The sequence below is a fragment of the Micromonospora sp. NBC_00858 genome (genome assembly GCF_045207365.1).
In the GTDB taxonomy this organism is placed as follows: domain Bacteria; phylum Actinomycetota; class Actinomycetes; order Mycobacteriales; family Micromonosporaceae; genus Micromonospora.
This window is the reverse complement of sequence record NZ_CP108828.1, coordinates 2,911,922-2,929,643: the sequence shown is the minus strand read 5'-3', so window position 1 is coordinate 2,929,643 and position 17,722 is coordinate 2,911,922. Positions and strand designations below refer to the sequence as shown.

Annotated in this window: 16 protein-coding genes and 1 pseudogene; 9 read left to right on the top strand and 8 right to left on the bottom strand. The window is 71.7% G+C overall.

Going from position 1 to position 17,722, the window contains the following annotated elements:
- Positions 1 to 138 precede the first annotated feature (138 nt).
- On the top strand, positions 139 to 1,305 hold the full coding sequence (locus tag OG990_RS13790) for an epoxide hydrolase family protein (protein ID WP_406080789.1): 1,167 nt from the start codon (positions 139 to 141) through the stop codon (positions 1,303 to 1,305).
- Between the two features lie 107 nt (positions 1,306 to 1,412).
- On the opposite strand, the gene OG990_RS13785 is transcribed toward OG990_RS13790, so the two are convergent.
- Complete coding sequence (locus tag OG990_RS13785; protein ID WP_406080788.1) at positions 1,413 to 2,270, bottom strand: SDR family oxidoreductase; 858 nt, start codon at positions 2,268 to 2,270, stop codon at positions 1,413 to 1,415.
- Between the two features lie 90 nt (positions 2,271 to 2,360).
- Between OG990_RS13785 and OG990_RS13780 the strand changes: the two genes are divergently transcribed.
- Entirely contained in the window at positions 2,361 to 2,765 is a 405-nt protein-coding gene (locus OG990_RS13780; RefSeq protein ID WP_355602735.1) for a helix-turn-helix domain-containing protein, read from the top strand.
- Positions 2,766 to 2,786: 21 nt separating this feature from the next.
- Here the strand turns inward: OG990_RS13780 and OG990_RS13775 are convergent, their stop codons facing one another.
- Positions 2,787 to 3,749, bottom strand: a complete 963-nt coding sequence (locus OG990_RS13775) for a helix-turn-helix transcriptional regulator (RefSeq protein ID WP_406080787.1) — start codon at positions 3,747 to 3,749, stop codon at positions 2,787 to 2,789.
- Positions 3,750 to 4,083: 334 nt separating this feature from the next.
- Between OG990_RS13775 and OG990_RS13770 the strand changes: the two genes are divergently transcribed.
- The 4 genes from OG990_RS13770 (at position 4,084) to OG990_RS13755 (ending at position 9,778) form a co-directional block, all read left to right on the top strand.
- On the top strand, positions 4,084 to 4,746 hold the full coding sequence (locus tag OG990_RS13770) for a hypothetical protein (protein WP_355602732.1): 663 nt from the start codon (positions 4,084 to 4,086) through the stop codon (positions 4,744 to 4,746).
- A 104-nt stretch (positions 4,747 to 4,850) separates the two neighbouring features.
- On the top strand, positions 4,851 to 6,863 hold the full coding sequence (locus OG990_RS13765) for a Xaa-Pro dipeptidyl-peptidase (RefSeq protein ID WP_406080786.1): 2,013 nt from the start codon (positions 4,851 to 4,853) through the stop codon (positions 6,861 to 6,863).
- A gap of 195 nt (positions 6,864 to 7,058) precedes the next feature.
- The gene (locus OG990_RS13760; protein WP_406080785.1) at positions 7,059 to 8,567 is read left to right on the top strand and encodes a phosphoesterase; all 1,509 of its coding nucleotides are present in this window, start codon (positions 7,059 to 7,061) and stop codon (positions 8,565 to 8,567) included.
- A gap of 161 nt (positions 8,568 to 8,728) precedes the next feature.
- On the top strand, positions 8,729 to 9,778 hold the full coding sequence (locus tag OG990_RS13755; RefSeq protein WP_406080783.1) for an aldo/keto reductase: 1,050 nt from the start codon (positions 8,729 to 8,731) through the stop codon (positions 9,776 to 9,778).
- Positions 9,779 to 9,809: 31 nt separating this feature from the next.
- Here OG990_RS13755 and OG990_RS13750 read toward each other — a convergent pair whose 3' ends face one another.
- Entirely contained in the window at positions 9,810 to 10,403 is a 594-nt protein-coding gene (locus OG990_RS13750) for a MarR family winged helix-turn-helix transcriptional regulator (protein ID WP_355602726.1), read from the bottom strand.
- A gap of 102 nt (positions 10,404 to 10,505) precedes the next feature.
- Between OG990_RS13750 and OG990_RS13745 the strand changes: the two genes are divergently transcribed.
- The 3 genes from OG990_RS13745 to OG990_RS13735 all read left to right on the top strand — a co-directional run bounded on the left by OG990_RS13745 (position 10,506) and on the right by OG990_RS13735 (position 14,024).
- Positions 10,506 to 12,086 (top strand): LLM class flavin-dependent oxidoreductase, encoded by a 1,581-nt coding sequence (locus OG990_RS13745; protein WP_406080781.1) that lies wholly within the window; start codon positions 10,506 to 10,508, stop codon positions 12,084 to 12,086.
- 61 nt (positions 12,087 to 12,147) lie between these two features.
- Positions 12,148 to 12,744, top strand: a complete 597-nt coding sequence (locus tag OG990_RS13740; protein WP_386992145.1) for an ArsR/SmtB family transcription factor — start codon at positions 12,148 to 12,150, stop codon at positions 12,742 to 12,744.
- Positions 12,741 to 14,024: an MFS transporter gene (locus OG990_RS13735; protein WP_406080779.1), complete on the top strand. Its 1,284-nt coding sequence runs from the start codon at positions 12,741 to 12,743 to the stop codon at positions 14,022 to 14,024. The genes OG990_RS13740 and OG990_RS13735 overlap by 4 nt, the downstream gene beginning before the upstream one ends.
- Positions 14,025 to 14,126: 102 nt before the next feature.
- On the opposite strand, the gene OG990_RS13730 is transcribed toward OG990_RS13735, so the two are convergent.
- The 5 genes and pseudogenes from OG990_RS13730 to OG990_RS13710 all read right to left on the bottom strand — a co-directional run bounded on the left by OG990_RS13730 (position 14,127) and on the right by OG990_RS13710 (position 17,645).
- The gene (locus OG990_RS13730) at positions 14,127 to 14,822 is read right to left on the bottom strand and encodes an alpha/beta fold hydrolase (protein WP_406080778.1); all 696 of its coding nucleotides are present in this window, start codon (positions 14,820 to 14,822) and stop codon (positions 14,127 to 14,129) included.
- A 39-nt stretch (positions 14,823 to 14,861) separates the two neighbouring features.
- Positions 14,862 to 15,242, bottom strand: coding sequence for a VOC family protein (locus OG990_RS13725; protein WP_406080777.1), 381 nt, complete (start codon positions 15,240 to 15,242; stop codon positions 14,862 to 14,864).
- Between the two features lie 118 nt (positions 15,243 to 15,360).
- Positions 15,361 to 15,945, bottom strand: a pseudogene (locus tag OG990_RS13720) (DUF4291 domain-containing protein); the annotation flags it as partial.
- Between the two features lie 108 nt (positions 15,946 to 16,053).
- On the bottom strand, positions 16,054 to 17,091 hold the full coding sequence (locus tag OG990_RS13715) for an L-dopachrome tautomerase-related protein (protein WP_406080776.1): 1,038 nt from the start codon (positions 17,089 to 17,091) through the stop codon (positions 16,054 to 16,056).
- 131 nt (positions 17,092 to 17,222) lie between these two features.
- Positions 17,223 to 17,645: an MmcQ/YjbR family DNA-binding protein gene (locus OG990_RS13710; RefSeq protein WP_406080775.1), complete on the bottom strand. Its 423-nt coding sequence runs from the start codon at positions 17,643 to 17,645 to the stop codon at positions 17,223 to 17,225.
- Between the last annotated feature and the right edge of the window lie 77 nt (positions 17,646 to 17,722).

Genomic DNA, 17,722 nt, shown 5'->3' with positions numbered 1-17,722 from the left:
CCGAGTGAGCACTTTTCAGGCAGCGTCGCGGCCGGTAGCATGCGAATCGCTTCCCTTGCAGCCATCGGGCGAGCCGATATGGCGAGCTGACCTGGGGAATGTGGATTTCATCCGTCCCAGGTCACGGAGGCCCTCTTCATGTCGTCCCTGCCACAAGCTGTGCCGTTCACCATCGACGTCTCCGACGACCTGCTGGCGGACCTGGCCGAGCGGTTGGGGCGCACCCGCTTTCCCCGCCCGACTGCGAGCGGGTGGTGTGCCGGCACGGATCCGGACTACCTTCGCGAGCTAGTGACCTACTGGCGCAGCGGCTTCGACTGGCGCGCCCGGGAACGCGAACTCAACGCAGTGCCGCACTACACCGCGACCCTGGACGGCCGGCGCGTGCACTTCGTGCACCTGCGCGCGGCAACCTCCAGCGGCACCCGCTCCCCGCTGCCGCTGGTGCTCACCCATGGCTGGCCCAGCAGCTTCGTGGAGATGTTGCCGCTAGCGGCGCGGCTGGCCGATCCCGCTGCCTACGGCGGCGAGCAGGACGACGCCTTCGACGTCGTCGTTCCGTCCCTGCCCGGCTTCGTGTTCTCGGACCTGCCGATCCACGGCCTGGTGACCCCTCCGGTAGTTGCTGACCTATGGGCACGGCTGATGACGGATGTCCTGAGCTACTCCACGTTCGGCGCGTACGGCGGCGACATCGGCTCTCATGTCACCGGCTTTCTCGGCGCCCGGCACCGGCAGCGGGTGGTCGGGATCCACACCCACCATCCGAACCTGCACCCCATTCTCGACGACGCCCACCCATTGTCCGCAGCCGAGCAGGCCTACCTGAAAGCGCGAGCGAACGAGCACGATGGCAGCGATGACGGCTACGCCGCCATCCAGAGCACCCGACCGGACACCCTCGCTGCGGCCCTGCTCGACTCTCCCGCCGGCCTAGCCGCCTGGATCGTGGAGAAGTATCGGGCCTGGAGCGACTGCGACGGAGACCTCGAATCTCGGTTCAGCAAAGACCTTCTACTCACCATCGCCACTCTTTACTGGGCGACCGGGACGATCGGCTCATCCTTCAGGCCCTACTACGACGACTCCCGGACTCCGCCCCTGGGGGCTGTTGACGTGCCAGCAGGAGTCCGGCTCACCCCGGAGGACCGGGACTACCCCCGCGAGTACGCCGAGCGCGTTTATCGTGACCTGCGCCAATGGCGTGGCCCGACCCGCGGAGGCCACTTCCTGCCCTTGGAGGAACCCGACGTGCTCGCCAACGACCTGCGAGACTTCTTCCGACCGCTGCGCCGCGGGGCGTAAACGCCCGTCCGGCACGTGTCGGCCGTGGGGGCTCCCGGAGCGCAGGCGGGCGACAGGGACGCACCCGTCGCCCGCCGGTGCTCGTCGACGTGGCCGACGGCCGCCGGTCAGGCGTGCGCGGCCCGGACGGCGTCGTGCAGCGGGGTGCTCGGGCGGCCGATCAGCCGGCTGAGGTCGTCGCTGTCGGTCGTCAGTTCACCGATGGCGATCGAGTGGTCGAGCGCGGCGACGAACCCGGCGGTGCCCGCGTCGAGCCCGACGTTCTCCAGGGTCGCGGCGAGCTCGGTGGCGGACAGGTCCCGGTGGGCGACCGTGGTGCCGGTGACCTCGGTAACGGCGGCGGCCAGCTCGTCGAAGGTGAAGGCCGTCCCGCCCAGCTCGTAGACGGCGTTGCCGTCCTCCTGGCGGGTCAGCGCCGCGACGGCCGCCGCCGCGTAGTCGGCCCGGGTCGCGGCGGAGACCCTGCTGCCACCGGTGGCGCCGAGGATCACGCCGGTCTGCAGATACTGCGGCAGCTGGTCGGTGTAGTTCTCGGTGTACCAGCTGTTGCGCAGGATCGTGTACGGCAGACCCGAGGCGGCGATGACCTCCTCGGTGGCCTTGTGCTCGGGCGCCAGGGGGTTCCTGGTGGTGTCGGCGCGCAGGATGCTGGTGTAGATCAGGCGCTCGACCCCGGCGAGCTTGGCCGCGTCGATGACCGCGGTGTGCTGGGCAACGCGCTGACCGGGATTGTCACCGGAGATGAGCAGCAGGCGGCGTACTCCGGCCACGGCGCCGGGCAGCGTCGACGGGTCGTCGTAGTTGGCCTGGCGGATCTCGACGCCGCGCGCGGCGAAGTCGGCGGCCTTCTCCGGGGTGCGGACGACGGCGGCGATCTCGGTGGCGGGTACGCCGGCGTCGAGCAGGTGCTCGATCACCAGGCGGCCCAGGCGGCCGGTGGCGCCGGTGACGGCATAGGTGGGCATGGGAAACCTCCGGTGCGGCGATGACGAAACAGTAGGCACTTACTAATCTACAGTACATGCGAACTCGTAATCGTGAGGTAGGCTGTTGAGGTGAACGACGTGCCGGCCCAGGACCCGGCGGGGCCTACCCAGGAACTCGTCAGCGATGTCTTCGCGCGCGGGTGCACCTCCCGCGCCGCGTTCGAGGACGTCACCTCGAAATGGGCTTCGCTGGCCCTGCTGGCGCTCGGCGAGGGTCGGTACCGGTTCAACGCGCTGCGTCGGCGCATCGACGGGGTCAGCGAGCGGATGCTCTCCCAGACCCTGCAGACCCTTGAGCGCGACGGCATGCTGACCCGCGAGGTCCTCACGGCGATTCCACCGCGCGTCGAATACTCGTTGACCCCCCTCGGTGCCCGGGTCGCCGAGCAGTTGCGCGGCCTCGCCGACCTGTTGGAAGGCTCTGTGCCCGAGTTGCAGACCGCCCGCGACGCCCACGAGCGCGACCGGGACTAGCCCGCGCGGTGCTGGCGTCGGTCAGGCGTGGAGGGTCTCGCGGGGCGGCACCCCGTAGCTGGCGTGGTACCGGGCGGTGAATCTGCTGTGGCTGGCGAACCCCCACCGACTGGCGATCGCCGACACGGTATCCCTGCGAGGGTCGGCCCGCACCAGGTCGTGGTGGGCCCGATCGAGCCGGATCCGACGCAGGTGCGCCATCGGGGTGGTGCCGAGATGACGGCGGAAGGCCAGTTGCACCGCCCGCAGGGAGACGGCGGCGGCGTTGGCGATGTCGGCCGCGGTGATGTCCCGGTCGGCGTGCTCGTCCATGAAGGTGATCGCCCGGCGCAACGTGGCGGTGCCGGCGTCGCGCCGGTCCTCGGTGGTCGGATCGGTGACCGCCGTGTTGGGGAAGACCGTGAGTGCCGCCGCGGCGAGCATCCGCGCCGCGTTGCCGATCACCAGCGGCTCCGCGTTGGTGGTCGCGTTGGTCAGCACGACGTCGCTGATGTAGCGGGTGGTGTTCCGCCACTGCCGGGCGTGGGCGGCACTGGCAGGCCCGAGGTCGGTGAACCGGACCTGACCGGGTCGCCGGGCCGGCGCGGCGGTGGCGACCTGCGCCAGCACCGCCAGGTCCAGCACGCAGAGTTCCACCTCGCCGGGTTGCCAGTGCACGTTGAACGGCAGACCGGGTCTGGTGGTGAGGAAGACGTCGTCGGGGCCGAACCGATGGACCGCGCCGTCGGTGGCGCGCTCGACCCGGGCGGTGCGGGTGCGGCAGATGACCAGAGCGTCGATACCGTTCACGTCGATGTCGAGGTGCGCCGTTTGAGCGATCGTCGCGAGAGCGAACAACCCGGTGTCTATGCGTTGGTGTACGAGCCGGTAGCCGTTGTCCCCGCCGCGGATGCGCAGGTCCGTGTCGTACGTCCGGGCCAGGAAGTGGCGAATGGCCGCCGGATCTCGGCTCTCGAATCCTCGGGTCTGCACTGGTGACGTCATCCGCTGTCTCCGTCCGGGGAAGGTGTCGCCGGATGCTGGACCGGGGCCGGCGGCGGGACGTACCGGGCCGCGAGGCCGGAGCGAACTGTGAACAATTCCCACTTACACAACAGGCTTTGATGGAAGTTCCACCATAGGACAGGTGGAGGTCCGCCCGCCGTTCCACCTCGGTGTGTCGGCTGGTCGACTTCGCATTCCGACTACCGCATTCGTATCGCTGCGCCTGCTGGCCTAGCCATGCAGGTTGCGCCCACCGGAATCTTGTCCACAATTCCCCGGACGCCGGAGCGCGGCCGGGCCTTGCCGGACGACCGGCCATCGAACGGGGTGACCAGTGGACAGTACCGACCCTGACCGCGTCGTCCGGCTGGCCGTGGCCGAGGCGCTGACGCGGGTGGCGGACCAGGACAGCCTGGGACTGGGCGAGGGTGACGCGCTGGAGGGCCTCGGGACCGCCTTGCGCGAGGTGCTGCGCCGCGCGCTCGACGACCGCGTGCCACTGGCCACCCTCGAATTCGTCGACCTCTGCCGCGACCTGCGCCTGAACCGTGACTCCCTCGACCTGCTGGGGCACCATGTGATGACGGCGTTGCTGGCCCACCACGTGGGGCCGGACGCGCTGATCCGCGTCGGCGTACTCCTCGGGACCGTCCGGCGCTACCTGCCGCCCGTTCGGCCGCTCGCGCCACGCAACGGCGGCCCAGCCGCCCAGCGACGCGACGTGCGCTCGGACAACAGTGTCGTGGGCCGGTACCGCCGGGCGAGACTGCCCGAGCACCTGCCCAACCCGCCTAGTTGGACCTGCACCGGCTGCGGTCGCGAATGGCCCTGCGCCACGAAACAGAGCCAGCTCCTCGCCGAGTTCGGTGGGGCGCGCGCCGCCCTCGCCATGTACCTCGGCTCGTGCCTCGTCGCCGCCGTCCAGGACTTGCCGACGCTGCCGTTACCCCGGGTCCGGAACCGATTCCTGGGTTGGCTGCCCCGCGCCCGGATCTGACGACGGCCCCGCCGGTCGTGGGCGGCGATCGGGCGGGCACTAGGCAAGCAGGGCATCGATGCGATGGAATGTGATCCACGCGCCGCATCCTGGGGAGGACACCGATGTCGCCCACTCCGTTGACCGCCGGCACCCGCGCCCGGGTCGCCGCCGTCCTGGCCGGCCTGTTGCTCGCGGCGCTGCCTACCGCTCCGGTGGCAGCCGCCCCGGTGGCCGCAGACTCGGTGGCCGCCGCTCCGGCGACCGCTGACCCGGCCGCCCAGCACCGCCCGGCCCCGCCGCATGTCGTCGGCGACCAGACCGTCCCCGCGTACTCCTATGCCGACGCGATCCGGGAGAGCGTCTGGGTGGAGACCCGGGCCGACACCGACGGTGACGGCGTGCGGGACCGGGTGGCGGTGGACCTGGTCCGGCCCCGGGAGGCCGCCGCTGCGGGGGTCCGGGTGCCGGTCATCATGGACGCCTCGCCCTACTACCTCTGCTGCGGCCGAGGCAACGAGAGCGAGCGCAAGACGTACGACGCGGCAGGCGTGATCGCCAAGGCGCCGCTGTTCTACGACAACTACTTCGTCCCGCGCGGCTACGCGTTCGCTGCGGTGGACCTCGCCGGCACCGCCCGCTCCACCGGCTGCGAGGACGTCGGCGGCCCGGCCGAGGTGGGCAGCGCCAAGGCGGTGGTGGACTGGCTTAACGGGCGGGCCCGCGCCTTCACCGCCGACGGTCAACCGGTCAGCGCGGCGTGGAGCACCGGGCGGGTCGGCATGATCGGCAAGTCGTGGGACGGCTCGGTCGCCAACGGGGTTGCCGCCACCGGCGTGCCGGGGCTGGCGACGATCGTGCCGATCTCGGCGATCTCCAGCTGGTACGACTACATGCGCTATCAGGGGGTGCTGCGTGCCACGGACTATCCCGGCTACCTGCACTCGTACGTCAACGGCCGCACAGACGAGGCCTGCGCGGAGGTGCTGGCCCGGTTGCGCGCCGACAGCGCCGAGGAGACCGGCGACTACAACGGGTTCTGGGCGCAGCGCGACTACCGACCCGCGGCCGGCCGGGTGCGGGCCAGCGTGTTCGTGGCGCACGGCGTCAACGACCTGAATGTGACCACCAACCAGTTCGCCCGCTGGTGGCAGGAGCTGGCCGAGCAGGGAGTGCCCCGCAAGCTCTGGCTCTACCAGGCCGGCCACGAGGACCCGTTCGACGTCCGGCGTGCCGAGTGGGTGTCCGACCTGCACCGCTGGTTCGACTACTGGTTGCAGGGGCTGCGCAACGGGGTGATGGACGAGCCGCGGGTCGACCTGGAGACCGCGCCGGGAACCTGGACGACGCAACGGGACTGGCCGGCACCCGGCACCCGGGAGGTACGGGTGGCCCTCGGTGCCGGTGACGGCGTGACCGGCACCCTGGGCGGGCGCGGCGCGCGGCCGGGCCGCGAGCAGGCGTACGTCGACGAGTCGCTGAGCGAGGCGGAGCTGGTCGCCGAGCCGAGCACTGCGACCGCCGGCCGGTTGGTCTTCCTCTCCGGCGCGCTCACCGCGCCGTTGCGGATCTCCGGCAGCGCCTCGGTGCGGCTACGGATCCGGGTGGACCGGCCGACCACCGAGCTGACCGCCCGGCTGGTCGACTACGGCACCGCGGAGCGGATCCGGTACGGCAGCTCGGAGGGGGTGCGGACGTTGAGCACCGAGTCGTGCTGGGGAGCTTCCACGGACGCGGACGACGCCTGCTACCGGGACACCGAGGAGATCACCGAGGTCTCCGACCATGCCGTGCTCACCCGGGGCTGGCTCGATGCGGCGCACCACCGCTCGTTGCGGTTCAGCACCCCGCTGCGGCCGGACCGCTGGTACACGGTGACCGTGCCGCTGAACGCGTACGACGCGGTGCTGCCCGCCGGCCATGTGCTCGGCCTGGTGCTCGGCCAGAGCGACCCGCAGTTCACCGAGACCGACGACCAGGACGCCACCGTCCGGGTCGACCTGGGTCGCAGCGAGCTGATCCTGCCGCTCGCCGGCCGGGCCGGGCTGCCCTCGGTCGACGTCGCGCCACCGGTGGTCACCGGACCGGCCGACTCGTCGGCCGCCCGGAGCACGCGGGATACCCGGCAGGTGCCCTGACCTGGCGATCCTGGTCCGGCACCCCGTGCTGTCGCGGGGTGCCGGCCGCAGCCTCGGGCGGGCGGCGCCGGGCCTGTCGGGAGGTCCGGGCCGGGTGTTCATCGTGCGCCCGCGCACCGTACAGAGTGCGTTCACGACCTTCTTCAAGGCTCCTTGATCGAAAGAGCATTCGCTTGATCGAGGAGAGGCTCTCACGTGAGGGACAAGCAACCCGAAGAGACCGAGCGCGGGCAGCTGTCGCGCCGCAAGCTGGTCAAGTACGCGGGCGTCGGCGCGACGCTGGCCGCTGCCAGCCCGCTGATCGGCGGAGGCGCGGCCTGGGCCGACGAGGAGCGGCGGCCCGGCGACGACACGGGCGACCGGGGCAACTCCAAGAACCGGGCGTGGCGTGCCGGTGACCACCATGTCCACTCCGAGTACAGCGGCGAGTTCGACACCACGAAGTCCCCGATCGTGTTCCACAAGGGCGCGGACGCGGTCTACCCGATCGTCACCAACGCCATCATGGCGAAGAACTTCGGCCTGAGCTGGGCGATGTGCACCGACCACGGTGGACCGACCCACTCCAAGGTGAACATCGAGCAGGCGTACCCCGACCTGCTGCGCTCACGCAAGCTGGTCCCCGAGGTGCTCCAGTTCTGGGGCATGGAGTTCGACGCGCCGGCGCTGGACCACCACACGCTGATGATCCCCCGCCACGACGACGAGGCGAAGCAGCTGTTCGAGCTGGAGAGCCGGTTCGCCAAGTACGACGCGTTCCCCACCGACCCGGCCCGGGACACCGAGGCCAGGATGGTGGAGTTCCTCAAGGTCGCCCGGGGGATGCCGCACAAGCCGCTGGTGATCGCCCACCACGCGTCGCGCTCGGCGCCCGGCCTCGGCGTCTACGGCCAGGACACCCCACGGGAGTTCCGTAACGGCAACAACGCCGCCCCGGACGTGTACATCGGCTTCGAGGGTGCGCCCGGCCACCAGGCGGGTCCGCTCAACGGCGGCAAGCGGGGCGGGTACGGCAACCACCCCACCTACGGTGGCTTCGACCAGATGACCGCGCGGGTCGGTGGGCTGTGGGACTCGCTGCTCGGCGAGGGCCGCCGCTGGTGGATCACGGCGACCTCGGACTCGCATGTGCACTGGACGCGCGGCGGCTCGGACTTCTGGCCGGGCGAGTACAGCAAGACCTACGTGCACGCCCGCCAGGACTACGGCGACATCATGGACGGCCTGCGCAACGGCCGGATCTGGGTCACCACCGGTGACCTGATCAGCAGCCTCGACGTCACCGCCAGCTCCCAGGGCCGGACCGCCGAGGTGGGCGAGACCATCACGGTCAGCCGTCGCAACCGCACCGATGTCGAGATCGAGATCAAGTTCCGTCCGCTGAACGGCGCGAACGCCAACGGTGACCGCCCCGAGGTCCGCCGGGTCGACCTGATCGTCGGTCAGGTCACCGGTCCGAGCGCCAACCCGGACGCCGACACCAACCCCACCACCAAGGTGGTGGCCCGGTTCGGCCCGCGGGACTGGCGCCGGCAGGGTGCGGACTACGTCATCCGGCACACGCTGCGCAACGTGGAGGCCGACACCTACGCGCGGGTCCGCGGCACCAGCACGGACGAGGCGGAGCCGCTGGCCGACGGGCTGGAGAGCCCGTGGGACGACCTGTGGTTCTACTCGAACCCGGTGTTCGTGCACGTGCGCTGACCCCGGCACGGGTCCGCCGGTACGGCTCGACGCACGACGGTCGAGCGGTGCCGGCGGGCCCGGCCCGTGCTCACTTGACCTCGAGTGCGCTCGAATGCCTAGGTTGGCTGGACGGGCCAGCCGCCCCCGTCCGCGCGGCTCCAACCATTTCGGGGGACTCCATGCGCTACCGCGTCCTCGGCGGCACCGGCATCCAGGTCAGCGTCCACTGTCTCGGCACGATGATGTTCGGCGCGGTCGGCAACCCCGACCACGACGACTGCGTCCGCATCGTGCACGCCGCACTGGACCGGGGGATCAACGTCGTCGACACCGCCGACATGTACTCCGCCGGGGAGTCGGAGGTGATTGTCGGGAAGGCGCTGCACGGCCGGCGCGACGACGTGGTGCTGGCCACCAAGGTCCACTTTCCGATGGGGGAGGGCCCCAACCGCGGGGGCAACTCCCGGCGCTGGATCGTCCGAGAGGTGGAGGAGAGCCTGCGCCGGCTCGGCACCGACTGGATCGACCTCTACCAGGTGCACCGGCCGGACCACACCACCGACGTGGAGGAGACGCTGGGCGCGCTCACCGACCTGGTACGGGCCGGAAAGATCCGGGCCTTCGGCTGCTCGACGTTCCCGGCGGACGAGATCGTGCGGGCGTACCACGTGGCCGAGCGGCGGGCGCTGGGTCGGTTCCGCACCGAGCAGCCGCCGTACTCGATCCTGGCCCGGGGGATCGAGACGTCGGTGCTGCCGGTCTGCCAGCGTCTCGGCATGGGGGTGCTGGTCTGGAGCCCGCTCGCCTCCGGTTTCCTCTCCGGCCGGTACCGGGCCGGCCGACCGGTCGATCTCAGCGCCGGCCGACCTGCCCTCACCCCGGCCCGTTTCGACCCCGCGCTGCCGGGCAACGCGGCCAAGTACGCCGCGGTCGACCGTCTCGTCGCGCTCGCCGAGGAGGTCGGCTGCACCCTGCCGGAGCTGGCCGTGGCGTTCACTGTCGCGCATCCGGGTGTCACGTCGGCCATCATCGGCCCGCGCACCATGGAGCAGCTTGACGGGCTGTTGGCGGGTGCGGAACTCACCCTCGACGACGCGGTGCTGGACCGGATCGACGAGATCGTCGCGCCCGGAACGAACCTCTACCAGCCCGACGGCGCCTGGGCGCCGCAGGTGCTCACCGATCCGGCGCTGCGGCGTCGTCCGCTGCCGGAGCGGGCCGCCGCCTGACCCGACCGCCTGACCAGACCGCCTGCCCGGCTCAGCCGCGACGGCGGGTGCGGGTGGCCGGCGTCCGCCGCGGGGGCGCGGACGCCGGTGGTGCGTTTGGCGAAAGCGTGGGCGGGGTCGGGTCGGGCTGCACCTGCGCGACCACCTCGCAGAGGTCGCGTAGTGGGTCGACGGCCTGGGCCGAGCAGGCGACCCGCTGGAGCAGGGCCCGCAGCGTCGCCGACTCGGCCGGCGAGAGCGCCCCCAACAGGTGCGACTCGACCTGGCGCAGCGCCCGCCGCCGCTGCTCCCACGCCGCGCGGCCGGCGTCGGTGACGTCGACCAGTCGGCTGCGCCGGTCGGCCGGGTCCGCCCGGCGGGCGACGAACCCGGGTCGTTCGAGGTCGTCGATGACGTAGGTGAGCACGGTGCGGTCCATGCCGAGTTCCTCGGCGATCGCACCCTGGTTCCGGGTCGGCCCGTTGATCGCGGCGGTGAGCACCTGGTAGCCGCGTGGGCCACCGGGGAAGTCGGTGAGCGCGTGCTCGGCCGCCCGGACGTAACCACGGAAGACGATCCCGAGCATCCAGCCCAGGTCTTCGTCGAGGGGATCGGGTCGGTCCCGCGCGTCGGTGGCACCCGTCATACGCCGACAATAGCGCAGCGTCGCAGACCTTGTTGGCAGCAGATGTTCTGTATGACATAAGGTTGAGGCCATGATGCATCGCGCGACACGGGAGGCTCGCAGATGAGCGACTACGGCCACGACCTGGTCTTCGGATCGTTCACCACGCCCGGCGCCGACGATCCGGGACACACCGTCGGTCTCGCGGTCCTGGCCGAGCAGGTCGGCCTGGACCTGGTCACCTTCCAGGACCACCCGTACCAGCCGAAGTTCCTCGACACGTGGACGCTGCTGAGCTACGTCGCCGCGCGGACCACCCGGGTGCACCTGTCGGCGAACGTCACGAACCTGCCGCTGCGACCTCCGGCGGTGCTCGCCCGCAGCGTCGCCAGCCTGGACCTGCTCAGCGGCGGCCGGGTCGAGCTCGGCCTCGGCGCGGGAGCGTTCTGGGAGGCCATCGAGGCGATGGGCGGCCGTCGGCTGACCCCCGGCCAGGGCGTACGGGCGCTGGAGGAGGCCATCGAGGTCATCCGCCAGCTCTGGGACGCCGAGGCGCGCGGCGGAGTGCGTGTCGATGGCGAGTTCCACCGGGTGGTCGGTGCCAAGCGCGGCCCGGCGCCGGCGCACGCGGTGCCGATCTGGCTGGGCGCGTACAAGCCTCGGATGCTTGAGCTCACCGGTCGCCGGGCCGATGGTTGGCTGCCCTCGCTGGGTTACCTCCAGCCCGGTGACCTGGAAAAGGGCAACGCGATCATCGACGACGCCGCCCGGCAGGCGGGCCGCTCGCCCGAGGACATCCGCCGGCTGCTCAACGTCTCCGGACAGTTCGCCTCGGTCGGACGCGGCCCGCTGCACGGGCCGGCTGAGCAGTGGGTGCAGGAACTGGCCGAGCTCGCGCTGGACGAGGGCATCAGCACCTTCATCCTCGGCAGCGACGACCCCGACGACCTGCGCCGGTTCGCCGGCGAGGTGGCCCCCGCCGTTCGCGAGCTGGTGGCCGCCGAGCGTGACCGCGGCACGGCGCCGGAGCGCACGCCGGACCCTGAGCCTGAGCCTGAGCCGGCGAGGGTTGTCGCCGCGCCGGTGCGGGCGGCCCGCCCGAGCGGCGCCTTCGCGGTGGTGCCGACCCCTGACGACGGCGGGCGGCGCAGCGACCGGCAGGTCTGGGACGAGTCGACCCGGCCGAGCGGACCCGCACCCGACCCGACGCGTACCTACACCCCGCAGGAGCAGGCCAACGGCCAGCACCTGGTGCAGGTGCACGACGGCCTGCGCGGCGAGCTGGCCCAGATCCACGACCTGATCGAGCAGGTGGCCGCCGGTGAGATCGATGCCGGCACGGCCCGGTCGCACATCAACACGATGACCATGCGGCAGAACCGGTGGACGCTCGGCGTCTACTGCGAGTCCTACTGCCGCATCGTCACCACCCACCACACCATCGAGGACCAGGCCCTCTTCCCGCGGCTGCGGCAGCGCGATCCCCGCCTCGCCCCGGTCGTCGACCGGCTGGAGCAGGAACACCACGTCATCCACGACGTGCTGGAGGGCGTCGACCAGGCCCTGGTCGCGTACGTCGGCGCGCCGGACGGGTTGGCCGAGCTGCGTGCTGCGGTGGACCTGCTGAGCGACACCCTGCTGTCCCACCTCAGCTACGAGGAGCGCGAGCTGGTCGAGCCGCTGGCCCGGCTGGGGGTGAGCTGACCGAAGCCATCCGGCGAAGTTCGGGGTTGCCCGACGGAACCTGAGAGACTACTTTCGAAACATGTCTCTCAAGAATCCGTACGGGGATTTCGAGATCACCGAGCCGCAGGCGCTGCGGGCGCTGGCGCACCCGGTCCGGTTGGCCATCCTCGACCGTCTCCAGCGACACGGCCCGGCCACCGCCACCGGGCTCTCGCCGCACGTCGGCGCCACGCCGTCGGTGGTGAGCTGGCACCTGCGGCACCTCGCGACGTTCGGCCTGGTCACCGACTGGGACGGCGCCACCAGCAAGCGGGAACGCTGGTGGCAGGCCGCAGCCCGGGGCTTCCGCTTCACGCTCCCGGACGACGCCGAGGGACAGGCCGCCGGCCGCCAGCTGCGGGGAGAGATGTTCGCCCGGTACGCCGACGCTCCGCAGCAGTGGCTGCTCCAGGACGAGCCCCGGCTGGACGCCGAGTGGCGCGGGCTGGCCGGGGTGGCCGACACCCGGTTCGTGGCCACCGCCGACGAGATGCGGCAGCTGGAGGACGCGATCGAGGAGCTGCTTGCCCCGTACGTGCGGCGCAAGGACGACCAGGCGCCACCGGCCGGCGCGCAGGTCGTCCGGATGCTGCGCTACGTAATGCCCGAGCCCGGCGACGACTCGGCCGCGTCGTGACCACCGTCGGCACCGCGCCCCCACCCGCCCTGCACCGCGACCGGCGGTTCCGCACCTTCTGGATCGGCGAGACGATCTCCCAGTTCGGTGATCGGATCAGCGAACTGGCCCTGCCGCTGATCGCCGTCTCGTTGCTCGCCGCGACGCCCGCGCAGGTCAGCGTCCTCACCGCGCTGATCTGGCTGCCCAACCTGCTGGGCCTGTTCCTGGGCGCGTGGGTGGACCAGCGCACCCACAAGCGCCGGCTCCTGATCATCGCCGACCTGATCCGCGCGGCGGTGCTGCTCAGCCTGCCGGTGGCCTACCTCTTCGACGCGGTCACCCTCACCCAGCTCTACCTGGTGGCGCTGCTCACCGGTGCCGGGGCGGTGCTGTTCGCCATGGCGCGCCAGGCGTTCTTCGTCGCGTTGGTGCCGCGGTCGGCGTACGTCGACGCCACCAGCAAGCTGAGCATGAGCCGTGCCGTGTCGTTCGTGGCCGGCCCGGCCGTCGGCGGTGGACTGGTCCAGGCGCTGACCGCGCCGGTCGCCGTCATCGTCGACGCGGTGTCGTTCCTCGGCTCCGCGCTGATGCTCGGCCGCATCCCGGTGACCGAGGCGCCTCCGCCACCGCGGCGGTCGTCCACCCTCGGCCTCGTCCGCGAAGGTCTCGTCCTGGTGCTGCGCCACCCGGTGCTGCGCGCCGCGCTCGGCTGCACCAGCACCGTCAACTTCTTCACCTTCATCGCCAGCGCGTTGTTGGTGCTCTACGCGAGTCGCGAGCTCGACCTGTCCGCCGGTGCCATCGGCATCGCGTTCGGCGCCGGCGCGATCGGTGGGTTGGCGGGCGCGGCGCTGGCGCCCCGGGTCTCCCGCGCCATCGGGTTGGGGCGTACCGCGATGATCGGCGTCGTCCTCTTTCCCGCGCCGCTGGCGCTGACCGCGCTGGTGGCCGGCCCGACCTGGGCGAAGGTCGGCATGCTGGCCGCCATCGAACTGGTCTCCAGCGTCGGGGTGATGCTGATGGACGTCAACCTGAACGCCCTCATCACCGCGGTCACGCCCGACGATGCGCGGGGCCGTCGGGCCGGTGCGTACAGCGCCGTCAACTACGGCATCCGGCCCCTCGGCGCGCTGGTCGGCGGCGCGTTGGGCACCACCATCGGGCTGCGGCCGACACTGGTCGTCGCCGGCCTGGGCGGCGTGCTCGCCGTGCTCTGGCTGTTCGCGTCGCCAGTACGCCACATCACCACCATCGACGAGCCAGCGACCGCGCCGCGGCAGGACGAGCCGGTGACCTGACCGCGCCGCTGCGGGACGAGTTGGCGACCTGACCGCGCTGCGGGCAGCAGGCAGGCGGCCAGCACACCGCCGGCCGGGGGAGAACCCGGCCGGCGGAGCAGCTCAGCCGGCCGCGTCCAGCAGCAGCCGGGCCAGCTCGGCGGGCTGGGAGATCATCGGCCAGTGGCCGGTGTCCATCGTGACCAGTCGCCAGTGCTCGCTGGTCAGCAGCTTCGCCACGGTGTCGTTGGGTTCGGGCCCGTCGAGCAGGCACTTGACGTACGTGGCCGGCAGTTCGCCGAGCGGGCGGGTCAGCACGGCCGGCTCGGTCAACGTGGCACCGGGGTGCGGGGTGGAGCCCTCGACCAGCCGGGTGACCTGCTCGTCGGTGAGACCCTGGCCGTCGAGGTCGGACGCGCCGAGCGGCGGCCAGTAGCCGCCGTTGTCGGCGATCAACGCCTCCAGCGCCGCCGGGCCCTGCCACCAGCCGGACGCGAACGAGCCACCGTCGACCGGCACCTCCGAGTCGACGAAGACCACCCGGGTCAGCCGGTCGCCGATCCGCTCGGCGGCCTGACCCACCGGGATGCCCGAGTAGCTGTGCCCGACCAGCACCACGTCGCGCAGGTCGCGCCGCTCGATCTCACCGACGATGTCCTGCACGTGGGTCTGCTGCCCGGCCGGCACGCCCTGCTTCTCGGCGAGGCCGGAGAGGGTCAGCGGGTGGGTGCCGTGACCGGCCGCGCGCAGCGGCGGCAGCACCTCGTCCCACGCCCACGACCCCAGCCACGCCCCCGCCACCAGTACGAACTCTGCCATGGCCGGAACCCTAGCGCCGACCTGCGACAACCCGGCGGATCAGGGCCAGGTTCGGGCCTGGGCGGCGAAGACCGCCGGTGGGCTCGCCACTGGCAGCACGCAGAGCAGGTGCCCCCCGGGTGCCCGCAGAATCCGGCACTCCAGCCACTGCGACACCTCGGTCGCGCCCAGGTCGATCAGCCGTGCGGTCTCGGCCGGCACATCGTCGGTCTCGATGTCGAGGTGAAAGCGCGGGGCGTCGTCGACTGCCTGGACCGCGGTGACCAGCCCGGGCAGCGCCTCGTGCAGGCCAATGAACTGTGGCTCTGCGGGATCGGACCGGGTGCTGACGCCCAGCGCCGCCGACCAGAACTGCGCCGCCCGCGCGGCCTCCGCCTCGGGGGTGTCGATCAGCAGCGCGTACACACGGCTTCGATGCATGCGAGGCAGGATATCGCCGGCCACGCAAGAATCGACGTCCGCCTCTGCCGCCGAGCGACGCGGCCAGCTGCGCGTTGTCACTGTCCGGGTATCTCCGGCCGTGACGTCTGCGCTGGCCGAGGCCGGCGGCGATCTGAGCCGGCAATGGGTAGGGATGTTCGACCGGCAGGTGGTCTGTCGCCGCATGTGCGTCGTTGGCGCGCAGAAGTTCCCGTACGCGGTGGACGGTGGGGGTGATGTCGGTGACCGAGACGATCCAGTCGTCGACGTACCGGGCGACAGCCTCGCCGGACAACCCGACCTGCAGCGACCGGTATGGCAGAGCTTTCAGGTGCAGTGTCCGTTCCGGATCCCACTGCACCCGCACCGGGCTGGCCTTCAGCTGACGCGACCACGTCGCCTTGTCGCCGTGCACGTCCCGGTCGTAGTGACTCAGGCAGGCTCGCGCCAGCGCCCACTCGAATCCCTCCCGCGTGATGTCGATGGACAGCACCCGCTCCTGGCCCGGCTTGGTGGCCCAGCCGCAGCGGTACATCATCCACAGGAAGGACGGCTTGATCCACGTCATCCGGTCCCGCTTGAAGGGGGCCACGAAGCGGCCGGCCGCCACCGCCGGCAGCGCGACCTGCGGGGGATACGCCTGGTAGACGGTGACGGTGTCGGCGGAGTAGCGAGCGCGAATCTGACGGGCGGGAACGGACATGCCCCGATCCTCACCGATCCGCCCTCGGCTGCTCCACCGAGATTCCGTACCCATGCCGGTGCTGGACCTGCTGGACCTGCGGCGGCGTCCGCACCGACCGGTCTCCGCTCAGAGGTGGTCCAGCGCTGGCGGGCCGGAATCGACCGGCATCCGGAAGATCCGGACCGGGTAGTCGACGGCCGACCGCCCACCGTTGAGCCCGGCGGTCAGGTGCAACTGAGCGGCCGGCAGCCAGAGCCGGGAGTCGGCGTCGATCCACATCGCATCCACCCAGACCAGCCGCGGATCGGCGATGAGCGTGCGCACACTGCGGTCCGGTGCCAGGGCGAGGACGCGCCGTCGCTCGACGTCGCTGACGTAGATGGTGCCGGTGGCATCGATCGCCGTGCCGCCGGTGCCGGGCGTGTCGCACCGCCGTTCGACCCGCCGGCCCAACTCGTCGGGGGACACCGACGGGTCGTCCAGCCACCGGGTGCCGATCCGGGACATCCCGCCGGAGGCCGGTTGGTAGTAGAGCCAACGACCGTCCGGTGAGACCTCCAGTTGGTCGGCGTGCAGCTGGACCTCACCGCCGTCCGGGTCGCGCAACGGCCGGCCGTCGGCGACCAGAGGCCCGCCGACGGTGCTCGGATGCCCGTCCAGTACCCGCCGGACCTGCCCGGAGTCGAGGTCGAGCACGATCAGGCCGGGCGCTCCGGCGTCGGTGAGATAGCTGACGCCGTCGTGGAACCGGACGTCGTCGACGTGGCTGGTGGGGTGCACCGCCGCGTCGAGGTGGTAGACGCGATGCACCCGGTCGCCGTCCGGGTCGACCACGATGAGCCGAGCCCCGCCGGGCACCTGCCGGGTGCCGATCTGTGGCGCCCCAGCGTCGATGATCCACAGGCGGCCGTCCGGCCCGGCACGTAACCCGTTGACGTTGACGAACGCGCCGTCCGGTCCCTGGCCCGCCCGATTCCACGCGGCATTCGGGTACGGGTCGCGGCGGCCGTCCGGCAGCGCCTCGGCCACCTGCACGCCCGGCCGGTCCGCCGACGGGTAGCTCAGGAAGATCCGATCCCGCAGGGTCGTGACGCCCGTGCACACCCGGTCCTCGGTGAGTACCGGGGTCAGCCGGGGATCCTCCTCGGTGGGCAGCGTGGACATCGGTCCGCTCCTCACCCGCCCGACGGCGTCTGGCCTCCATCCGGTGACCGACGGCCTCGACCACCTGCCGCGCGGTATCCCCGGGCCGTGTCGGGCGAAACCATCAGCCCCAGCGGGTGCCGTTCAGCCGCTCAACCAGCCGGTGGGCCGGTCTGGTCGACCAGAGCGGCGAGCCGCTTCGGGGCGAGCAGGCAGTAGCTCTCGGTGAGCAACTCGGCGACCTCGTCCCAGCCGGTGTCGTCGTCCACGACCATGCCCAGCACGGTCGGGCCCCACGCCGGCTTGTAGAAGGGGTGCCCGCTGGCGACGAGCCCGGCGATCTCGTCGGGCGGCGACCGGAAGATCAGCAGGCAGGTCGGCCGGTCGACGTCGGCGGCGCGCGCGTGGGCGACCTGGTGGTCGGGGTCGACGGTGAGCACGTGGGCGAAGGTCCGCTTGCGGATCCGCCAGCGGGTGCCCACCCAGGCTGGCTCCTCGTAGCTCTCCGGCAGCCCGAGGCAGATCGGCCGCAGCCGGTCGAGGACCTCGGGCGGGACGTCTCCGGGTTCGGTCACGGTCAGCGACCCTAGTGGGCCGGTACGACAGATCACCGGGTTCGTGATGGTTGCCCGGCCCGTCGGTGCCGGTGGTG